Source organism: Thioalkalivibrio thiocyanoxidans ARh2, assembly GCF_000385215.1.
Classification (GTDB): Bacteria; Pseudomonadota; Gammaproteobacteria; order Ectothiorhodospirales; family Ectothiorhodospiraceae; genus Thioalkalivibrio; species Thioalkalivibrio thiocyanoxidans.
In genome coordinates this window covers 1-18,334 of record NZ_ARQK01000046.1, presented here as the reverse complement: position 1 = coordinate 18,334, position 18,334 = coordinate 1, and the positions used below count along the sequence as shown (strand labels likewise).

The window sequence follows — 18,334 nt, the reverse complement described above, 5'->3', positions numbered from 1 at the left end:
GGCGCCGAGTGGCAAGAGGTGGGTCATCCGTGCACCTGCTCGGCCTGGGCCAGGGTGGTCTTTTGGGCATGAGCCACCAGGCGAAAGGCGGTCTTCAGGTGGCTGCGCTCCAGTCCCGACAGGTCGTTCGGAGCCAGCGCGTTATCGGCGGCGAGCCCCCGTCGAATCTGGGCGCCCTGATGGCGTGTGCGCAACGTGGCGATGAACTGCCAGGCGTCGATCAGGTCGGCTCCGGTGCTCGCCGACAGAACGCCTGCATGGCGGGCGGCCCGCAGTCTTTCAAGGGTGCCGCGAGCATCCGACCCGGCGCGCAGGGCGAACACACGGGCCAGTGCTACGATCGGCATCAGGCCGCGCATCTTCAGGTCCAGGGTGTCGGCGTGTTCGCCCCCACGTTCGAGCACGAACTGGCGAAAGAACCCCAGCGGAGGGCGCAGATCCCGTGCCTGGTCGGCGAGGGCGGTCAGTAAGGCCTCGCTGCGACTGCCCTGTTCCAGCGCCGCGTGACGCATGGGTTCGAACAGGCTCGTCGGGCCATGAATGACCCGCAGATCCAGGTAATGGCCGGCGAGCATGGCATCGCGCGGGGAGGGGTGGCTCATGACCCGCCGTATCTCGCGCTCCCAGTCGCTGGTGGAGCGTCGCCAGTGCGGCTGGCTTGGGTCGACATCACCCGGGCAGCGACGGATGCCGCAGGCTGCCAGGCCTTCGCTGACTTCGTCGGCCAGGCGCCGAAACCACTCGTCCGCATCGGGGGGTGCCGTGTCGTCATAGACCAGAGCCGTATCCTGGTCGGTGTGTACGGTCTGTTCGTGGCGCCCCTGACTGCCGCTGGCCAGCCAGGCATACCGGGCGGGCGCGGGGCCGAGCTTCGTTTCCGCCTGTTCGATCAGGCACTGCGTAAGGGTGTCGATCACCGTAGTGATGGTCTGACCAATCTGGGTCGCGTCGGCCCCGGCTTCAACCAGCTGTACCTGCAGGCTGGGCAGGGCACGCATCACGTCGCGCAGGGCGTCGAGGTCATCGGCGCGGCGCAGGTCGCGTACCAGGTATACCGCGCTGGTCCCCTGATGGCGGATCAGGTCGGTACTGGAGAGGATGCCAACCAGCGGGCCGTGGTCGCCATCGGTGACCGCCAGGTGATGGATGTCGCGGCGAGCCATGTGCAGCAGCGCCTCGAAGGCTGGGGTATCGCGGCTGACCGATGCAACCGGTTGAGCCATACAGCGGGCCACGCTGCAGGCTGGATCGGTGCCTTCGGCCAGGGCATGCCGCAGGTCGGTGTCGGTCAGGATGCCCACCGGGACGTCTTCCTTCCCGGGGTCGTGCAGCAGCAAAGCGGAGATGTCGGCCTCGGTCATGCGCTGGGCCGCCTCGCGCAGCGTGAGACGGGTTGGTGACATGATCGGTCGCGGCGTCATCAGGGCACGCACGGGAGTGGTCAGCAGGCTGCGCTCGCCCGCCGGCAAGGTCGTGGCCGGCGCCTGCAGGCGATCGGGCCTGACCTCGACAAATTCGCGGAAGGCCTCGTCCCGGCCGGCGAGGTCGCGGGCACGATCGGCCTCCAGCTGATAGATCAGGGCATCCTCGGTGACGTGACCATGCAGGTTGGTGGCGTGGGTGGTGTTGAGCAGGTCGCCTTCGCCCAGGCGATCCTGGAGCTGGTCCCGGGCGTCGTACAGCTCGGCGGCCCCGGTACGCACGATCCACAGCTCGCCGGGGGGCGTGTCCTCGGGCGGGAACGGGCTGTCCTCGCGCAGATAGCGCAGCGTCAGGCGGCGAACCAGACTCGTGCGGGTCTCGGGTGGCAGCCGCGCGAGCTCTGGACAGCGTTCGAGAAATTCGCGAATTTCTTCCAGTTCACCGTTCATGTGCGTTCCGGACAGCCGTCTTCGCGGGTTGGGTGGTACTCAGGGCAAGCCTGCAGCGGCCAGTGCGGCCGCTGCAGGCTTGCCCCGAAGGAAAAAAGGTCGACCCGGCACCTGCCGGGTCGACCCCAGGGAGATCGTTATCTCCCTTCCTTGCATGAACGTCATGCATGTCCATTCATGGTGGGCCGACAGGCCCGGTCATGCCGGCGGCATGACCGGGCACGGCGTCAGCTCGGGTTGTCGGTGCGCGGGACACGCACGCTTTCCACCAGCTCCTGGATATGCTGCGGCGGCTCCTTGGTCAGCTTCATCACGATGTAGGCTGCGACGAAGTTGAACACCGCGCCGATGGCGCCGAAGCCGGTCGGGTTCACGCCGAACAGCCAGTACTCCTCGGTATCCGGGAGCATGGCGGTGCCGGAGAAGAAGAACCACCCCTTGTAGGTAAAGATGTACAGCAGGGTGGTCACCAGACCGACCAGCATGCCGGCGATCGCGCCTTCCTTGTTCATCTTCTTCATGAAGATGCCCATCATCAGGGTCGGGAACAGCGAGGCCGCAGCCAGACCGAAGGCTAGTGCTACCACCTCGGCCGCGAAGCCCGGTGGATTCAACCCCAGATACCCCGCGAACAGGATTGCGCCTGCCATCGCGATCCGTCCCGCCAGCAGCTCGTTCTGTTCGCTGATCCTGGGCATGAACACGCCCTTGAGCAGGTCATGCGAGATGGCTGACGATATGGCGAGCAACAGCCCGGCCGCGGTCGACAGGGCCGCCGCGATACCACCGGCCGCCACCAGCGCGATCACCCAGCCCGGAAGCCCGGCAATCTCGGGATTGGCCAGCACCATGATGTCGCGGTCGAGGGTCACGATCTCGGAGCCTTCCCAGCCGTATTCCTCTTCCGCCATCGCGGCGAACTCTTCATTGTCCTCGTTGTAGTACTGGATGCGGCCGTCTTCGTTCTTGTCCTCGAACGCCAGCAGACCGGTCTGTTCCCAGCGCTCCATCCAGGCCGGCTTGTCCTCGTAGGCCAGGTGGCCTTCCTCGGTGCCGATCTCGCCCGGATGCACGGTGTTGACGAGGTTCCAGATCGCCATCGCACCGACCGCCGGGGCGGTGGTGTAGAGGATGCCGATGAAGACCAGCGCCCAGCCGGCGGACTTGCGCGCATCGCGCACACGCGGAACGGTAAAGAACCGGATGATCACGTGCGGCAGACCGGCGGTACCGATCATCAGCGCCATCGTCAGCAGGAACATGTTGAGCATGCTCATGCCGCCCTCGGTGGCCGAGTACATGGTGAAGCCAAGATCCACCATGGTCTGGTCCAGGGCCTCCAGCAGGTAGGTGTCTTCGCCCTGCAGGGTCGAGCCCAGGCCGATCTGCGGGAACACCTGGCCGGTGAGCGTGAGCGAGATGAAGATCGCGGGCACCGTGTAGGCGAAGATCATGATCACGTACTGCGCGATCTGGGTGTAGGTGATCCCCTTCATCCCGCCAAGCACCGCGTAAATGAACACCACCGCCATGCCGGACAGCAGGCCGATGGCCAGCGGCACCTCGAGGATGTTGGAGAACGCGATCCCCACGCCGCGCATCTGCCCGATCACGTAGGTGATGGACATCGCAAGCAGCGAGATGACCGCCACCACACGCGCGACCTTCGAGTAGAACCGGTCACCGATGAATTCCGGCACCGTGAACTTGCCGAACTTGCGCAGGTACGGGGCCAGCAGCAGGGCCATCAGCACGTAGCCGCCGGTCCAGCCCATCAGGTACGCACCCCCGGTGAAGCCGAGGAACGCGATCAGGCCGGCCATGGAGATGAACGAGGCGGCGGACATCCAGTCCGCGGCCGTGGCCATCCCGTTGGCAATCGGGTTCACGCCGCGGCCGGCGACGTAGAACTCGCTGGTCGAACCGGCACGCGCCCAGATGGCGATGCCGATATAGAGGGCGAAGGTCGCCCCGACCACGAGAAGACTCAGGGTCTGTTGATCCATGACAGGCTTACTCCTCGTGGACGTTGTACTTGCGATCCAGGACGTTCATGCGCCAGGCATAAACGAAGATCAGGATGATGAAGGTGTAGATCGCGCCCTGCTGGGCGAACCAGAAGCCCAGCGGATACCCGCCGATGGAAATTGCGTTCAGCGGTGCGGCCAGAATGATCCCCAGCCCGAAGGACACGAGAAACCAGATGGCAAGGCAGATCGCCAACAGGCGCAGGTGCGCGCGCCAGTAGGCCTGCCGGCTCAGGTCTTCTTGTGACATGACGTAGCTCCTCTCATAGGTTTTATTGTTCGCCGTGACTCGTCTATGCGATTCGTCACAGCTGGTACTGCACTTCAAGCTGGCCTTGCAGCTTGCGGGCCTGCCGGAAGGACTCCTTGAGGATGCGTCCCTCAAGGGTGCCCAGTTCCTCCGGCCGGATTCGGTTGTCGTCGTCGCGTCCTTCTCGCAGCGCCTTTTGCTGGGCCCGCAGGCGCAGCATCTGCAGATAGCGCAGGGCGGCGTGATAGTCGCGGGCGTCGGATTCGCGCATCACCTCCGCGGTCACGGCCTGGTCGAGACGCTCGTGGGTGCGGGTGGCCGGCAGCTCCGCGGCCAGCGCGATCAGGCGCGCCGCATCCACGAACGGGGTGAGCCCCTGCTTCTTGATGTCGATGCCGTCCGCGCCGCTCCTGATCTCGCCGAACAGCCCCAGCGGCGGGCGGAAGGCCTGCTGGTTGGCTGCCATCTGGCGGCGAAAGCGGCTGTTGTAGGCGGTCTTTTGCAGCAGCTGCGTGCGCAGGGCCTCCACCGGGCCGTGGTCGCCATCCACCGCGCGCAGATCGAAGAAGATGGTGCTCTTGAGCAGGTGCTCGGGCGTGCCCTGCTCGATCCAGCGGGTAAAGCGCCGATCCCACTCCGGGCCGCTCAGGCAGCACTCCGGATTGCCCGCCATGATGTTGCCGGGGCACAGCATGAAGCCGCATTCGGCGAGTGCCTCGTTCACGGCCCGGGCGTAGGGCAGCAGGCGCTCGCGGATCGCGTCCGTATCGCCAATCTCCGCGTCAAACAGGATGCCGTTGTCCTGGTCGGTGACCAGGGCCTGCTCCTCGCGCGCCTGGGAGCCGAAGGCCAGCCAGGTGAAGTCGATCCCTTCAATCGCCTCGTATTGCGGACGCAGCAGACTCAGTACGCGGCGGGTGGCGTGTTCGTTCAGGCGTGTGATCAGGCGCAGTACCTGATCCGCCTCGGCCCCTTGGCCGACGACCGCCTCGATCAGGCGCGGTACCTGGCGCAGCCGCTCGGCAATGGCCGCCACGCTGTCGGCGCGGCGGATCTCGCGCACCAGGCCGTCCAGGGTCAGGGGCTGGCTGGTCAGCAGGTCGCGCTCGCCGAGCACGCCGACCAGGCGACCGTCGCGTACCACGCACAGATGCGTCATCCCGTGTTCGGTCATCGCCTCGATACCCTCGAAGCCCGGTGTTCTCTCCTCCAGTGCGACCGGGTCGGGCGTCATCACCGCGTCCAGTGGGGTGTCGAGGCCGACATCCTTCAGGGCGACCCGTGCCAGCAGGTCATGCAGGGTGAAGATGCCGACCGGGCGCCGTTCGTCGTCCACCGCGACCACGGAGCCCACGCGCTCGTCGCGCATGGTGGTCAGTACCTCGCGCAGGCGCGTGTCCGGGCGGCAGGTCACGGGGCCGCGGGCAATGCGCAGGGCAAGCGGGGTGTTCAGCTGCCCGGCTGCGCCCCCGTCACGGCTGGACAGGGTGTCCAGGCCCTGTTGCAGTCGGTCCAGCAGGTTGGCCAGGCGTCGTGTGCAGAAGTCGTTGAAGACGCGGGACCGGGAACGCAGGCGATCGAAGTCCTCCAGGTCCAGCTCCAGGCAGACCGTGTCCTCGACCGCGCGATGCACTGTGTGGACGGCGCGGCGGCCGAGCAGGGCGCCGATCGGGAAACACTCGCCGGGGATCAGTTCCCAGGCCTTGCCCGAGAGCTGCTCGTCTTCGCTGGGGGTCTCGCCACGGATACGGCCCTGGCGGATGATGTGGAAGCGGCGTGCGGGGCCGGCATCCGGGTCGGTGATACGGGCCCCGCGTGCGTAGAAGCGGCTCTCCAGACGCGGCAGCAGGAAGTCCAGCGCGTCGGGTTCGAGCTGGTCGAACGGGGCGTGGGCGCTGAGGAACTCCCGGGTGCTGTCAAGCGCATCGGTCATGGCGGTGGCGCATTTCCCTGGGTGAACGGGTTCACGAAATCACCCATTCCTAGCAAAAAGTACGCCAAGAGTGGCCAGTATTGGGAATCAGTCGTTTGGATGTACGACTTTCTTGATGCGTGTTACGCAAGGTAACACCCGTGTTTCGTTGCGTGACACGATCACCTGGCGCAACAACAAAGCCGTCCGCGATGACGCTGCCGGAAGGTTGTATTCTCGAGATGAAGGTTCGACTGCAGCGCCCGTTACAGGAGGTGTGGCTCCCCATGAGTCAGGGTTTGCTGGGGGATGCGCTGGGCATGTCCGCGGTGCATGTGATCCGGTCGTTCAGCCTGCTGCGAAAGTGGGATCTCGTTCGCACCGGTGACGGGGCAATCCGCATCCATGATCTGGACGGGCTGGTGCGTTTCTCCGGGTTCAATCCGGCCGATGCGGACTGCGAGGCAAACGGGGTGCGGCAGCACTGATCTCGCGCCCCATGGCCCGAAAACGAAACGCCCGACGCGAGGCCGGGCGTTGTCGAGGCTTCACTTCGCCTCGAGCGCGGATGCGCGGTTCAATCAGGGGCTCCCTAAAGCGGGGGGCGGCGCCCCGTGATGAAGAAGATGACCGCCAGGATCAGGCCCACCACGAACAGAATCCAGGCGATGTTGGTCGCCGCCCCGGCAATGCCGCTCAGGCCCAGCACGCCGGCCACGATCCCGACGATCAAGAACATCAGTGCCCATCCCAGCATCGTCCACTCCTTTTTCGGTTGTACTCGCGCCTGAAGTCTAGGGCATGGTCCGCGCTTTTGCGCGGGCCGAGGCCAGCAGCTTGTCTCGGTTCTCACTTTTTGATCTTCGGAGCAGCATTTGTCTACACGTTAATGTCATCTTTGGATGGTCGGCATAGCCTTTCGTACCCACCGACGAAAACGCACATTAAACGCAGCAGGGCGAAGCATGAATAGAGATCAGAGGATCGGCCGTAGTGAGCGCCTGAAAGCGCGTTTGAAACAGGAATGGGGCCGCCTGACTGACGATGAAGTAATGGAGGCCGAAGGCAATGTGGAAGAGCTGGCCGCCCGAATCCGCGAAAAGTACGGCGAGAGCCGGGAAAAGATCGCGGCCAGGATCAACGAGCTGATGGACGAGGTGCGTAATGAAGAGAACCCATAGGGATCCTGGTCTCCGCTGGGCTGGCATGGGCCTGGCAGCCGCCGGGCTGCTGTTCCTGGCGGCCTGCTCCGATCCGGATACGGCGGACGACGCCGGTAACGGCTTCGACGAGACGGTTGAAGATGCAGTGGATGCGGTCGAGGAATCCGGTGACGAAGCGCGCGGATGGATTGAAGATGAGCGCGACGACGATGACGACGTGCAGCGCGAAGAAGAAGAGAATGAAGAGCAGTACGAAGATGACTACTACGACGAACACCGGGATGGCAATCCCATTCGTTTTGATTAGCTCGTAGTGAGTCAACCCAGAAGGCTGGGGGGCGGGTGGCCACGAGCGGGTGGTCATCCGCGCCCCAGCTTTTTTTGCGTTTATGGGGAACGCCATCGCATCAGTGTGCCTCCGCATGTGTGCGAGGGACATCGTAAGTCAAGGTGCCGTGTGCACTGGGTCAATGATTCTGCGGCTCATCGTAATGTCCGGTCGTTTAATATGATTGGGTTCAATAATCGAACCTTTCGAAGTGCCTTGATTGCGTCAAGAATCATCTCCGTTCGTTTTTCGTTTTCCGTTTTCGGACAGGAATTGCAAACGCTAAGGAGATGAAGATGAAACGATATCTGATTGCCAGTGTTGCGGTGTCGACGCTCGTTCTGTTCGGTTCCCAGAACGTGCTGGCGCAGCAGCAGGGTCAGCAACAGGACCGGGAGCGCACGGGAGAAGAGCGCGACCGCACGACAGGTGTATATATGGGGCTGGGTACCGGTTTCAGTTCGCTGAAGAACGATAGCGACGAGGTCGCCGATTTCATCGGTTCCGGGACGTCGGATTACAGCATCGATGACGATGACAATGTCTGGCGCGGGTTTGTGGGTTATAACTTCAATGAGTACTTCGCGGTCGAAGGATTTTATACCGACCTCGGCGAGGTCCACCTCCGCGGGGACGAGGACGGTGCGCACTCGACTGTCCGTTCCACGGCCTACGGCGCCAGCGTCCTTGGCAAGCTGCCGATCGGGCCGTATGTGGAGGCCTTCGCGAAGGTCGGTGCGGCGAAATGGGACGCAGATGTGCGCGGAAACCTGGGAGACGAGGGTCGTACACTGCGCAGTCAGGACGGGTTCGATCCGGTCTACGGTGTCGGGATGCAGGTCAACCTGAATGCATTCCTGATTCGTGCCGAGTACGAGCGCTATGACTTCGACAGCGACTACCAGGTCGACGCCTTTACGGCTTCGCTGGGCTGGCGCTTCTAGTCCAGTGCAGGCCGCTACGGAGGCCTGACGGGTATTGGCGATCGAGCAGCTCCGGACCGCCGGATCCCAGGGCAACACGGGCACGCCGCCCCGGCGCTTTGCACAGGGGCGGCGTTTTGTCGTTTGCGGACGGGCTTTTGTTCAAGCGGCCTCGGCCTCCGCCAGTCCCTCCTGGCGGCCCGGGCGGGACTCCTTCAGGGTCACCAGTTCCTCGGCGCTGGTCGGGTGCAACGGGATGGTCAGGTCCAGGTCGCGCTTGGTCGCGCCCATGCGCACGGCCACGGCAAAGCCCTGCAGCATCTCGTCCACGTGCGCGCCGATCATGTGGATGCCGACGACCTTTTCATTCTCTTCGGCACAGACCAGCTTCATCGCAACCGGCGGGACGTCTCCCTCGGCAAATGCGCGGTCCAGACCGCCGAACTGGGTTTCGTAGACGCGCACCGACTTACCGAACCGTTCCACGGCCTGCGGCTCGGTCAGCCCGACCATGCCGGCGGTCGGGTGGGTAAAGGTGACCGTCGGGATCTGGTCGTAGTCCACCGGCACCGGCTTCCTCTCCGGGGCATACCAGTGGTCTGCCAGTCGGCGACCGGCCGCGATCGCAACCGGGGTCAGCGGGCCCTTGCCAATGATGTCACCCAGGGCGTAGATGCCGTCGACGTTTGTCGCCTGCCACTCGTCCACCGGGACGGTGCCGTCAGGGGCGAGTTCGACCCCGGCGTCTTCGAGTCCCATATCGCCGGTGACGGGCTTGCGGCCCACCGCCCACAGCACCTTCTCGTACGGGCCCAGCTCCTGGCCACCCTCGAGCTTGACGGTCACCGCGCCGGGCTTGCCGCCCAGGCCGGCGACCTTCACGCCCAGATGGCGACCCATGCCCTGGTGCTCCATGTGCTGGTCCAGTACGTGCGAGATCATCGGGTCGAACATCTCCAGTACGCGGTCTTCCATCGCGACCACGTCGGTCTTCACGCCCAGGGAGTGAAGCATCCCGGCCATTTCCAGGCCGATGTAGCCGGCGCCGATCACCGCGATGGAGGCCGGCAACTCGGTCCACTCGAAGAAGTCGTCCGAGGTTGCACCCAGTTCGGCGCCGTCCAGCGGCGGCACGATCGGGGCGCCGCCCATGGCCAGCACGATGCGTTCGGCTGTGTATTCGGTACCGCTGTCAGTGACCACCTTGTTCCTGTCGGCCAGTCGGGCCCGCTCGGGGATGTGGGTTACGTCCAGCTTTTCCAGGTACCCGGCCCAGAACTGGTTCAGGTCCTTCAGCATGGCCTGGCGCTGGTTCGCCAGATCGGCGTAGCGGATGCCCTTGATCTCGACATCCACGCCGAATTCATGCGCCCCGCGGGCTTGAGCGGCGTGTTCTGCGGCATACCAGGTAAGCTTTTTCGGCACGCAGCCTTCGTTCACGCAGGTGCCGCCGAGCGGTTTCGGATCGAACACGGCCACGCGTGCGCCGTGCGGCGCGGCGCGCTCGGCCACTGCCAGGCCGCCGCTGCCGCCGCCGATCACGATGATGTCGTAGTGTTCCATTTCGATTCCTTGAAGGTTTCGGTGAAAGTGTTACATGACGGCCGCGTTTCGCGCGGGCGCCAGGATCTGCCATCCGTGTCCGGACGTCCGTCTGTGCGGGCATCCGGACACGGATGGCCACCCATGTTCCGGGTGACCACCCGGGGCGGGACAGAACCCGCCCCGAGGGGCAGAGACGACTTACGCCGCCCGCTTTTCGCGGGAGATCCACTCCTGCAGATCGTCCGAGCCGCCGATGCGGTGGCCGCCGACGAACACCTGCGGCACGGTCATCGCACCGGTGGCGGCGCGCAGGCTGCGCAGGCTGGCGTCGCGACCCAGTACGATCTCTTCATAGTCGAGACCGGCGTTCTCCAGCATCTCCTTGGCGCTGGCGCAGTACGGGCAGCCCGGCTTGGTGAAGACGACCACGTCTTCGGGGCAGGCCGCATCCGGCGCGACATGGGCGAGCATGGTGTCGGCATCGGAGACCACGAAGGGGTCGCCCGGCTCGTCCGGTTCGATGAACTGCTTCTCGATCACGCCGTCGCGCACCAGCATGGAGTAGCGCCAGGAGCGCCAGCCGAAGCCGAGGTCGCTCTTGTCGACCAGCATGCCCATCTGCTCGGTGAACTCGCCGTTGCCGTCGGCGATGAAGGTCACGCGGTCGGCCTGCTGGTCGGCCTGCCAGGCCTCCATCACGAAGCCGTCATTGACCGAGATGCAGACGATCTCGTCGATGCCGTGCTTCTTGAACACCGGCGCCAGCTCGTTGTAGCGCGGCACGTGGGCCGAGGAGCAGGTCGGGGTGAACGCGCCCGGCAGGGCAAAGACGACCACGTTGCGACCCTTGAACAGGTCTTCCGAGCGCACGTCGTTCCAGTCGTTGTCCTTGCGGCAGCGGAAGGTGACTTCCGGTACGCGCTGGCCTTCACGATTCTCGAGTTCCATAGGGGGTCCTCCTTCTTAATCTTGTCGTCAGTCAGGGATGCAGATTTCTGTTCGGTCGGGGTAGTTCCCGACTACGGGGATCAAGGTAAGGGCTGGCCTTCGATTGATCCAGTTTTATGTTTCTATTGCGTCATTAGGTTAAGACTATTTTGTGTGCTTGACGTAACCCGGACAAACCCGGAAGCTTGCGATCCCGATTTCGAGTTCATCTCGATTCGTGGACCGCGTTATGGTGGTCCGTATCAGTCCCCTCGCGACGACAGGCTGTGAACCCCGCCAGGCCCGGAAGGGAGCAACGGTAGCAGCTGCGTCGGGCGCCGGGGTGTGGCGGGTGCGGGCCACCACCTTTTCCCTGCGGCCCCGATTCCTGCGGTGATGGCCCCGCACGCGGGCACGCGCAAGACTGCACTGACGGGGGAGGCATGAGTCACCAGGTTCTGGCCCGCAAATGGCGTCCCGGTCGTTTCGAGGACCTGGTCGGGCAACCGCATGTGGTACGTGCCCTGGCCAATGCCCTGAGCGGGGATCGTCTGCACCATGCCTACCTGTTTGCCGGGACGCGCGGCGTGGGCAAGACCACGATCGCCCGCATCCTCGCGCGCTGCCTGAACTGCGAATCAGGCGTCACGCCGACCCCCTGCGGTGAATGCCGCTCCTGTGTCGAGATCGCGGAGGGCCGGCATCTGGATCTCATCGAGGTCGATGCCGCGTCGCGCACCCGGGTGGACGATACCCGCGAGCTGCTGGACAACGTCTCGTATGCGCCGACCGCAGGCCGGTTCAAGGTGTACCTGATTGACGAGGTACACATGCTCTCCGAGAAGAGTTTCAACGCATTGTTGAAAACGCTGGAGGAGCCGCCGGATCACGTCAAATTCCTGCTCGCCACCACGGATCCGCAGAAGCTGCCGGTCACCGTGCTGTCACGCTGCCTGCAGTTCAACCTCAAGCCGATGCCGCCGGCGCTGATTGCCGAGCACCTGACGCGCATCCTCGAGGCCGAAGGCCTGCAGGCCGAACCGGGCGCACTGCTGCGTCTGGGCGAGGCGGCCGAGGGCTCCATGCGCGATGCGCTGAGCCTGACCGACCAGGCCATCGCCTACGGTGGCGATCGCCTGACCGAGGCCGATGCCTGCGACATGCTGGGCCTGCTGCCGCGAACCCGCCTGACCGGGCTGCTGGATGCGGTATTTGCCGGCGACGGACCGGGCCTGATGCGGGGGCTGCAGGAACTCAAGGAATTGGGCCCCGACTGGGCTCGCCTGCTGGACGAGCTCGCAGGCCTGGCGCATCGCGTAGCGGTGGAGCAGGTGGTTCGCGGTGATGGCGTGGATACGGACGAGGATGCTGCCCGACTCTGGGCGCGCGAGACCGCCGCACGGGTGGATCCGGAGAGCGTGCAGCTGACCTACCAGATCCTGATCCACGGTGCCCGCGATCTGCCCTGGGCGCCGGATGCGCAGATGGGGGTGGAAATGACCCTGCTGCGCCTGCTGGCCTTTCGGCCGGAAGCGCCCGGTGAGGGCGCTGTCCCCAACGAGCGCCCGGGCGGGACCCTGGCCGCGCCGCGATCCGGCCAGGGTGGGGATTCGGCCGCGGCGCGGCCGGACACCACGGGGGCGCGACCGACTCCGCCCCCCGTGCCAGAATCGTCGCGCGAACGGGTACAGGAACAGGTGCGCGAGCCGGAACCCGGCCCGGCTATCGGGCCGACCGCTGCGCAATCGCCCCGGGACGCCGAGCCCGCCACGTCCCCGGCGCCAGCGGCCGCTGCGCCGTCCGTGGTCCGGGAGCCGGATTCCGGGGCCTTTGACTGGTATCGCTTTACGGAAGGCCTGCCGACCGGGACGGTGCGCGAACTCGCGCGGCACGGCGAGTTGAAGAAGCTGGATGACGAAGGCGTCGTGATCGCCCTGGCCCCGGGTACGCTGTATACCGAGCGGACCCGGGTGCGCCTGAAGGAGGCCCTGGAAGAACGCCTCGGGCACTCGGTCCGGCTGGAGATTGTCGACCAGACACAGCCATCGGAGGCCACGCCCGCCGCGCGGCTTGCGGCAGACGCAGCCGAGCGTCAGGCTAGCGCCGAGACGATGATGCGCGAGGACCCGGTGGTACAGGCCCTGGGCGAGGCCTTCGGGGCCGAACTGGGCACGGTGCGCATTCGTGAGGACTGTGGGGGCGACTCCCCGTCGGGCGAGGCGCCGCCTGCGGCGCACTAAATTGAACGATTGACCCCCGCGCGTGGCGTGGGGCAGGAGAGTGAAAACATGATGAAAGGTGGCATGGGTGGCCTGATGAAACAGGCCCAGAAGATGCAGGAAGACATGCAGAAGGTGCAGGCCGAACTGGCCGAGATGGAGATCGAGGGCCAGGCGGGTGGCGGTCTGGTCAGCGTTGTCATGACCGGCAAGTACGCGGTGCGTCGGGTCAAGATCGACCCCAGCCTGCTGGATGACGACCGCGACATGATCGAGGACCTGGTGGCCGCGGCCATCAATGACGCCGTGCAGAAGGTCGAGTCCACCACCCAGGAACGCATGGGCAGCCTGACCCAGGGCATGGGCCTGCCGGCCGGGATGAAGCTGCCGTTCTGACCGCGTCTGTCCCGATCCCGAATGGACGCTGAACTCGACGAGCTGGTGCAGGCGCTGCGATGCCTGCCGGGCGTCGGTGCCAAATCCGCGCGGCGCATGGCGCTGCACTTGCTGGAGCGTGACCGTGACGGTGCGCGCCGGCTGGCGCGCGCAGTCGATCAGGCGGTCGAGCGCGTCGGGCACTGCCAGGTGTGCCGAACGCTGACCACGGCCGAGGTCTGTTCTCGTTGCGCCGATCCCGAGCGCGACCCGGGCGTGGTCTGCGTGGTCGAGAGTCCGGGCGATGTGATGGCCATCGAGTCGGCGACCGACTTCACCGGCCGCTTCCATGTCCTGCTGGGCCGGCTGTCGCCGCTGGACGGTATTGGCCCCGAAGAGCTGGGGCTGGATCGGCTGGAAGCGCGTCTGCAGGAGGATGGCGTGCGCGAGCTGATCCTGGCGACCAATACCTCGGTCGAGGGCGAGGTCACCGCGCACTACCTGGCCGAAATGGCCGCGCGTCACGGCATTCGTGCCACGCGCATCGCGCAGGGGATCCCTACCGGCGGCGAGCTCGAGTACATCGATGCGGGCACCCTTGCGCATGCCCTGTCCGGGCGTCGCGAGTACTGAGCCGCCTGCGCCGTTGGCGCGTTGAATCCATTACCATTCCCTGATATAAATCCGCGCGTCGTTTAGGAGAAGAAGATGGCCGACTGCATCTTTTGCAAGATCGTCGCGGGGGAGATCCCGGCGAAGGTCGTGTTCGAGGACGACCAGGTTCTGGCCTTCGAAGACCTGAATCCCCAGGCCCCGACGCATGTGCTGGTGATCCCGAAACAGCACATCGCCACCCTGAACGAACTCACCGCCGAGACGGCGCCGGTCATTGGGCACATGGCGCATGTTGCGGCACAGATCGCACGCGATCGCGAATTTGCGGAAAACGGTTATCGAACCGTGATGAACTGCAACCAAGACGGCGGCCAGACGGTCTACCATGTACACATGCACGTACTGGGCGGTCGCGCGCTGAGCTGGCCCCCGGGCTGATCGAGAGAACACAACACGGACGATACGGCGTGACGCGACGGAATCATCACGGTGAAGCCAGGCAAGCAGCGCGAGGCAACAGCCCGAGGCTGGTGCCTGCTCGCGTGCCGTACGCGCTGGCACCGCTAGCGCTGGCCGTGTGGTTCGGCTTCGCCGCGACCAGCGTGGCGCACGCCGATGACCGTTATTCCCTGACGTATACCCCCACGAGTACCGAGTCGACGCTTGGCGACCCGGATCGTGTCGATGAAGCCGAGTACGAATCCGAGCGCGGGACCGTGGTGGACCCGGTGGGCATGGAGCCGGTCGGTGGTGCGGGCCGCTCTGCGCCGAACGTCCTGCCGATGACCGACCCGGAGCCCGCCTCGGCGAGTCGCGACTGGCGCTATCAGCTGACGCTGCGCACCGAGACCACCGGTGGCCTGCCCGGTGAGGAGTCCGGTATGGGCGTTCTCTCCAGCCGCCTGTTCGAGGTGGAAGGGGCCTATCACCAGGAGCTGGGTGCCGGATTCGGCTATGGCCTGAATCTGGGGCTGGGCATGGAGACCCGTCCGGGATGGTCCGACCTGGGCCCGGAGAGCGAGTCCACGGCCTATTTCACCGACTTCAGCTTTGGGCCGACCTTTGCGTCCGGCCGCTTTGACAGCCAGTTCCGGGTCGGCGTGCGCCAGTCGCTGGCGGGCGAGGATGATGCACTGGGTTTTGGCTACGGGACCCGTCATCGCGAGCTCGGTCGTAGCGCGGGTTATCTCAGCATCGACAGCCGTCTGCGTCTGCAGAACCAGTCCGAACTGTCGCTGAGCCTGTACTACGACGACTACTCGCTGAATACCTCGAGCGACTGGATGTCCGACCGCCTCGATTTCGAGAGCACCCGCGACCCGTCATCCTCGGTGGTCGGCGTGGAGATGGGACTGACGTTCTAGTCGTTCTGCCGGGGTTGCTCGGAGAATCAGTGTTTCTCCAGCGTCTCCAATAGCGCATTCCAGGCATCGAGCCGTGCAGCAGGCAGGGGGCCTTGATCAACGGCGTCCCGTACCGCGCAGTCGGGTTCGGTCTGGTGGCGGCAGTTGCGGAAACGGCAACCCTCGCCAAGCGCCTCGATATCCGGAAACCCGCGCACCAGCGCGTCGATGGATTCCAGTTCCGGCGTAAAGTCGCGCACGCCCGGCGAGTCGATCCAGGCACCACCCCCCGTCAGTGGATACCACTGCGCCGTGACCGTCGTGTGGCGGCCCTCGCCGGATGCGCCGAGATCCCCTGTTTCCGGAAGCTTGATCTCGCCGCTGCCATGGCGCTCCAGCAGCGCGGCGATCAGCGAGGACTTGCCCACACCCGACTGCCCGATCAGGATGTTGGTATGCCCCCGGGCGGCCTCGGCCAGGGCGTCCAGTCCGTAGCCGCTGCGGGCACTGACATGCAGGGGATCCAGGTCCAGATGGGCGTAGGGGGCCAGCCACTCCGAGGGCGCGGCAGGTCCCGTGTCCTGCTTGTTCACCAGGATCCGTGGCCGTGCCGGCAGGTTGTACACCGCGACCAGGAAGCGGTCGATCAGGTAGCGCGCCGGCATTGGAGAGGGTGCGATCACGATCCAGACGGTGTCGATGTTGGCCGCGATGACCTTGCGTCGGCCAAAGCCGTCCTGGCGCACTAGGGTGTTATCCCGGGGCAGGCGCCGCTGAACCTGCTCGCCGGCCGCGTCCAGCTCCACGCGATCACCACAGGCGAGATCCTTCAGGCGCCGGTGCAGGCGGATTCGGCGCGGCTCCGCGTCCTCCGGCGCCGCGATGTCGGCCATCTGGTTGTGCCGGGCATGAACCCGACCGGTCCGGCTCAAGAGTGCGGACCGGTCGGTGCCGGTTTCGTGCCAGTCAGCGGGCTAGTCGAACAACGCATCGATGCGGGCGGCGCAGATAAAGTCGTTTTCCGTCAGACCGCCCACCGCGTGGGTCGAGAACTGCACCGAGCAGCGGTTGTAGCCCACCGCCATGTCCGGGTGGTGGTCCTCGACATGTGCGATCCAGGCCACCGCGTTCACGAATGCCATGGTCTCGTGGAAGTTCTTGAACTTGAAGCTTCGCTGGATGCTGTGGCCGGCCTCGTCGATGCCCCAGTGGCCGTCCAGCTGGCCGAGGCCGCGCTCGGCGCTCTCGCGTGACATCGGCTCGGTAAATCCTTCGCAGGCCTGGCAGTGCTTGGTCTTTAGATCACTCATCGAACTGGTAGTACTCCGAATTGAGGTAGGCCACCACCGCGTTGATCTCGTCGTCAAACCAGTTGGTGCCCAGTTGCGCGTTGCAGTTGTTCACCTGCCGCACGAGGTGGTCGTAGTCGCCGACAATCCGATTGTCGCGCGTGTACAGGTCGGTACCGTCGCCACCGACCATGTCGGCATGACAGCTGATGCAGTTGTCCTGATGCAGGTTGTTGCCCTTCTGGATGTCATCCGCCTGCACGGTACCCAGGGGCAGTCCGAGTCCCAGTGTCAGGGCGGCAAGGCTTGTGGTGATCAGTCGCATGATTCCCTCCTCTGTGGGGATGGGTCCAGCGGGCCCGCAGGGCCCCGGGAAGACGCCGATCGAATGGCATGGCTGCGCAATACCGTCAGCGTCGACCTGAACCATGATGATAGACTTCGAGCGCACAGGAAAGGAGCGGGCATGGCAGCGAGCGCCGAAAACCTGATCTGGATCGACCTCGAGATGACCGGGCTGGATCCCCAGAACGACCGCATCATCGAGGTAGCGACCATCATCACCGACAAGGAGCTGAATATCCTGGCGGAGGGGCCGGTCCTCGCGATCTACCAGCCGCCGGATGTGCTGGATGCGATGGACGAATGGAATCGGAGCACGCATGGGGCCTCCGGCCTGATCGAGCGCATCCGTCACAGCAGTACGGATGCGGCCGCCGCCGAGCGCGAGACCATCGACTTCCTGTCCGACTATGTTCCGAAGGGGGCCTCGCCGATGTGCGGGAACTCCATCTGCCAGGATCGGCGTTTCATGGCGCGCCTGATGCCGGAGCTTGAGGCCTATTTCCACTACCGCAACCTGGACGTCTCCACGCTCAAGGAGCTGGCCCGGCGCTGGGCACCGGACGTTCTCTCGAAGCTGCAGAAGAACGCCTCGCACCAGGCGCTGCAGGACATCCGCGACTCCATCGACGAACTCCGCGTCTACCGCGAGCATTTCATCCAGCTGCCGCCCGCCGCCGCCCACGACTGACCGCGCTTCGTCGCGCCCTGCGCTCTAGGGCTGGGCCTGGTTCGTCTTTCAGTGTTTACGGTGGTTTCGGTCCGCCGCCCGCCAAGCGCTCACTCGCGAGCGCACCCCGAGTTACTTCTTTGCTCGTGCAAAGAAATAACCAAGAAACACGCCCGGGATTCGCCCGGGGACCTTGCTCCGGACGCGCCAGGCCGGCGGCGCTGAAACTCGCTGCGCTGTCGCTCCGCTCAGACAGTCAGCGCCTTCTCCCGGCCTGTCACGCCCTCCACAAGGGGCTCATATCGGGAGGGAAGGTCAAAACCAGTCGTGTTCCAGCGCTTCTGGCTATCCCGTATGCCGTAGGGTGCCGTTGAGCGCAGCGAAACGCACCGCTCCGACGTCGGGGTTAATCCTGATGCGATTCGCTGCGCTCATCACATCCTACGATGGGTCTTGGCGCCCGCTGGCGGGCGCGGCACGCCAGGGCCGCAGGCCGCGCGTGCCCAGGATGTCGGAATACCTTGCCTCCATCCAT

General features: G+C 65.2%; 20 protein-coding genes and 1 other RNA gene. 11 read left to right on the top strand and 10 right to left on the bottom strand.

What is annotated here, in order from left to right:
* Window positions 1-23: 23 nt before the first annotated feature.
* The 4 genes from G372_RS0105575 to G372_RS0105560 all read right to left on the bottom strand — a co-directional run bounded on the left by G372_RS0105575 (window position 24) and on the right by G372_RS0105560 (window position 6,081).
* Window positions 24-1,871, bottom strand: coding sequence for a putative nucleotidyltransferase substrate binding domain-containing protein (locus tag G372_RS0105575; protein WP_019624641.1), 1,848 nt, complete (start codon window positions 1,869-1,871; stop codon window positions 24-26).
* Between the two features lie 227 nt (window positions 1,872-2,098).
* Window positions 2,099-3,877 carry a sodium:solute symporter family protein gene (locus G372_RS0105570; protein ID WP_019624640.1) on the bottom strand — a complete coding sequence of 593 codons (1,779 nt, stop codon included), beginning with the start codon at window positions 3,875-3,877 and terminating at the stop codon, window positions 2,099-2,101.
* 7 nt (window positions 3,878-3,884) lie between these two features.
* Entirely contained in the window at window positions 3,885-4,148 is a 264-nt protein-coding gene (locus G372_RS0105565) for a DUF4212 domain-containing protein (protein WP_019624639.1), read from the bottom strand.
* Between the two features lie 55 nt (window positions 4,149-4,203).
* Window positions 4,204-6,081 carry a DUF294 nucleotidyltransferase-like domain-containing protein gene (locus G372_RS0105560; RefSeq protein ID WP_019624638.1) on the bottom strand — a complete coding sequence of 626 codons (1,878 nt, stop codon included), beginning with the start codon at window positions 6,079-6,081 and terminating at the stop codon, window positions 4,204-4,206.
* A 191-nt stretch (window positions 6,082-6,272) separates the two neighbouring features.
* Between G372_RS0105560 and G372_RS0105555 the strand changes: the two genes are divergently transcribed.
* The gene (locus G372_RS0105555; protein ID WP_341853128.1) at window positions 6,273-6,548 is read left to right on the top strand and encodes a helix-turn-helix domain-containing protein; all 276 of its coding nucleotides are present in this window, start codon (window positions 6,273-6,275) and stop codon (window positions 6,546-6,548) included.
* A 104-nt stretch (window positions 6,549-6,652) separates the two neighbouring features.
* Here the strand turns inward: G372_RS0105555 and G372_RS14540 are convergent, their stop codons facing one another.
* Complete coding sequence (locus G372_RS14540) at window positions 6,653-6,817, bottom strand: DUF1328 domain-containing protein (protein ID WP_012983227.1); 165 nt, start codon at window positions 6,815-6,817, stop codon at window positions 6,653-6,655.
* Between the two features lie 208 nt (window positions 6,818-7,025).
* On the opposite strand from G372_RS14540, the gene G372_RS0105545 reads away from it, so the two are divergent.
* The 3 genes from G372_RS0105545 to G372_RS0105535 all read left to right on the top strand — a co-directional run bounded on the left by G372_RS0105545 (window position 7,026) and on the right by G372_RS0105535 (window position 8,495).
* Window positions 7,026-7,241, top strand: a complete 216-nt coding sequence (locus G372_RS0105545; RefSeq protein ID WP_026278933.1) for a CsbD family protein — start codon at window positions 7,026-7,028, stop codon at window positions 7,239-7,241.
* A 25-nt stretch (window positions 7,242-7,266) separates the two neighbouring features.
* Window positions 7,267-7,530, top strand: coding sequence for a hypothetical protein (locus G372_RS0105540; protein ID WP_018863709.1), 264 nt, complete (start codon window positions 7,267-7,269; stop codon window positions 7,528-7,530).
* A gap of 317 nt (window positions 7,531-7,847) precedes the next feature.
* The gene (locus G372_RS0105535) at window positions 7,848-8,495 is read left to right on the top strand and encodes an outer membrane beta-barrel protein (RefSeq protein ID WP_019624637.1); all 648 of its coding nucleotides are present in this window, start codon (window positions 7,848-7,850) and stop codon (window positions 8,493-8,495) included.
* Between the two features lie 141 nt (window positions 8,496-8,636).
* On the opposite strand, the gene gorA is transcribed toward G372_RS0105535, so the two are convergent.
* Together gorA and G372_RS0105525 are read right to left on the bottom strand one after the other, a co-directional pair.
* Window positions 8,637-10,037, bottom strand: coding sequence for a glutathione-disulfide reductase (gene gorA, locus G372_RS0105530; RefSeq protein WP_019624636.1), 1,401 nt, complete (start codon window positions 10,035-10,037; stop codon window positions 8,637-8,639).
* A gap of 180 nt (window positions 10,038-10,217) precedes the next feature.
* Window positions 10,218-10,967, bottom strand: a complete 750-nt coding sequence (locus tag G372_RS0105525) for a glutathione peroxidase (protein ID WP_018863712.1) — start codon at window positions 10,965-10,967, stop codon at window positions 10,218-10,220.
* 240 nt (window positions 10,968-11,207) lie between these two features.
* Between G372_RS0105525 and ffs the strand changes: the two genes are divergently transcribed.
* The 6 genes from ffs to G372_RS0105500 all read left to right on the top strand — a co-directional run bounded on the left by ffs (window position 11,208) and on the right by G372_RS0105500 (window position 15,519).
* Window positions 11,208-11,304, top strand: an RNA gene (gene ffs, locus G372_RS13880) — signal recognition particle sRNA small type.
* Between the two features lie 85 nt (window positions 11,305-11,389).
* Window positions 11,390-13,186 carry a DNA polymerase III subunit gamma/tau gene (gene dnaX, locus G372_RS0105520; protein ID WP_019624635.1) on the top strand — a complete coding sequence of 599 codons (1,797 nt, stop codon included), beginning with the start codon at window positions 11,390-11,392 and terminating at the stop codon, window positions 13,184-13,186.
* Between the two features lie 48 nt (window positions 13,187-13,234).
* Complete coding sequence (locus tag G372_RS0105515; protein ID WP_018863714.1) at window positions 13,235-13,561, top strand: YbaB/EbfC family nucleoid-associated protein; 327 nt, start codon at window positions 13,235-13,237, stop codon at window positions 13,559-13,561.
* Between the two features lie 21 nt (window positions 13,562-13,582).
* Window positions 13,583-14,173, top strand: a complete 591-nt coding sequence (recR, locus tag G372_RS0105510; RefSeq protein WP_019624634.1) for a recombination mediator RecR — start codon at window positions 13,583-13,585, stop codon at window positions 14,171-14,173.
* Between the two features lie 75 nt (window positions 14,174-14,248).
* Window positions 14,249-14,593, top strand: coding sequence for a histidine triad nucleotide-binding protein (locus tag G372_RS0105505; RefSeq protein ID WP_019624633.1), 345 nt, complete (start codon window positions 14,249-14,251; stop codon window positions 14,591-14,593).
* A 104-nt stretch (window positions 14,594-14,697) separates the two neighbouring features.
* Window positions 14,698-15,519 carry a hypothetical protein gene (locus G372_RS0105500; RefSeq protein ID WP_019624632.1) on the top strand — a complete coding sequence of 274 codons (822 nt, stop codon included), beginning with the start codon at window positions 14,698-14,700 and terminating at the stop codon, window positions 15,517-15,519.
* Between the two features lie 26 nt (window positions 15,520-15,545).
* On the opposite strand, the gene rsgA is transcribed toward G372_RS0105500, so the two are convergent.
* The 3 genes from rsgA to G372_RS0105485 form a co-directional block, all read right to left on the bottom strand.
* On the bottom strand, window positions 15,546-16,391 hold the full coding sequence (rsgA, locus tag G372_RS0105495) for a ribosome small subunit-dependent GTPase A (protein WP_019624631.1): 846 nt from the start codon (window positions 16,389-16,391) through the stop codon (window positions 15,546-15,548).
* A gap of 81 nt (window positions 16,392-16,472) precedes the next feature.
* Window positions 16,473-16,808, bottom strand: a complete 336-nt coding sequence (locus G372_RS0105490; RefSeq protein WP_026340431.1) for a 4a-hydroxytetrahydrobiopterin dehydratase — start codon at window positions 16,806-16,808, stop codon at window positions 16,473-16,475.
* Complete coding sequence (locus G372_RS0105485; protein WP_019624629.1) at window positions 16,801-17,112, bottom strand: c-type cytochrome; 312 nt, start codon at window positions 17,110-17,112, stop codon at window positions 16,801-16,803. Before G372_RS0105485 ends, G372_RS0105490 begins: the two co-directional genes overlap by 8 nt.
* 141 nt (window positions 17,113-17,253) lie before the next feature.
* Between G372_RS0105485 and orn the strand changes: the two genes are divergently transcribed.
* Window positions 17,254-17,820: an oligoribonuclease gene (orn, locus tag G372_RS0105480; protein WP_018863720.1), complete on the top strand. Its 567-nt coding sequence runs from the start codon at window positions 17,254-17,256 to the stop codon at window positions 17,818-17,820.
* Window positions 17,821-18,334: the final 514 nt, after the last annotated feature.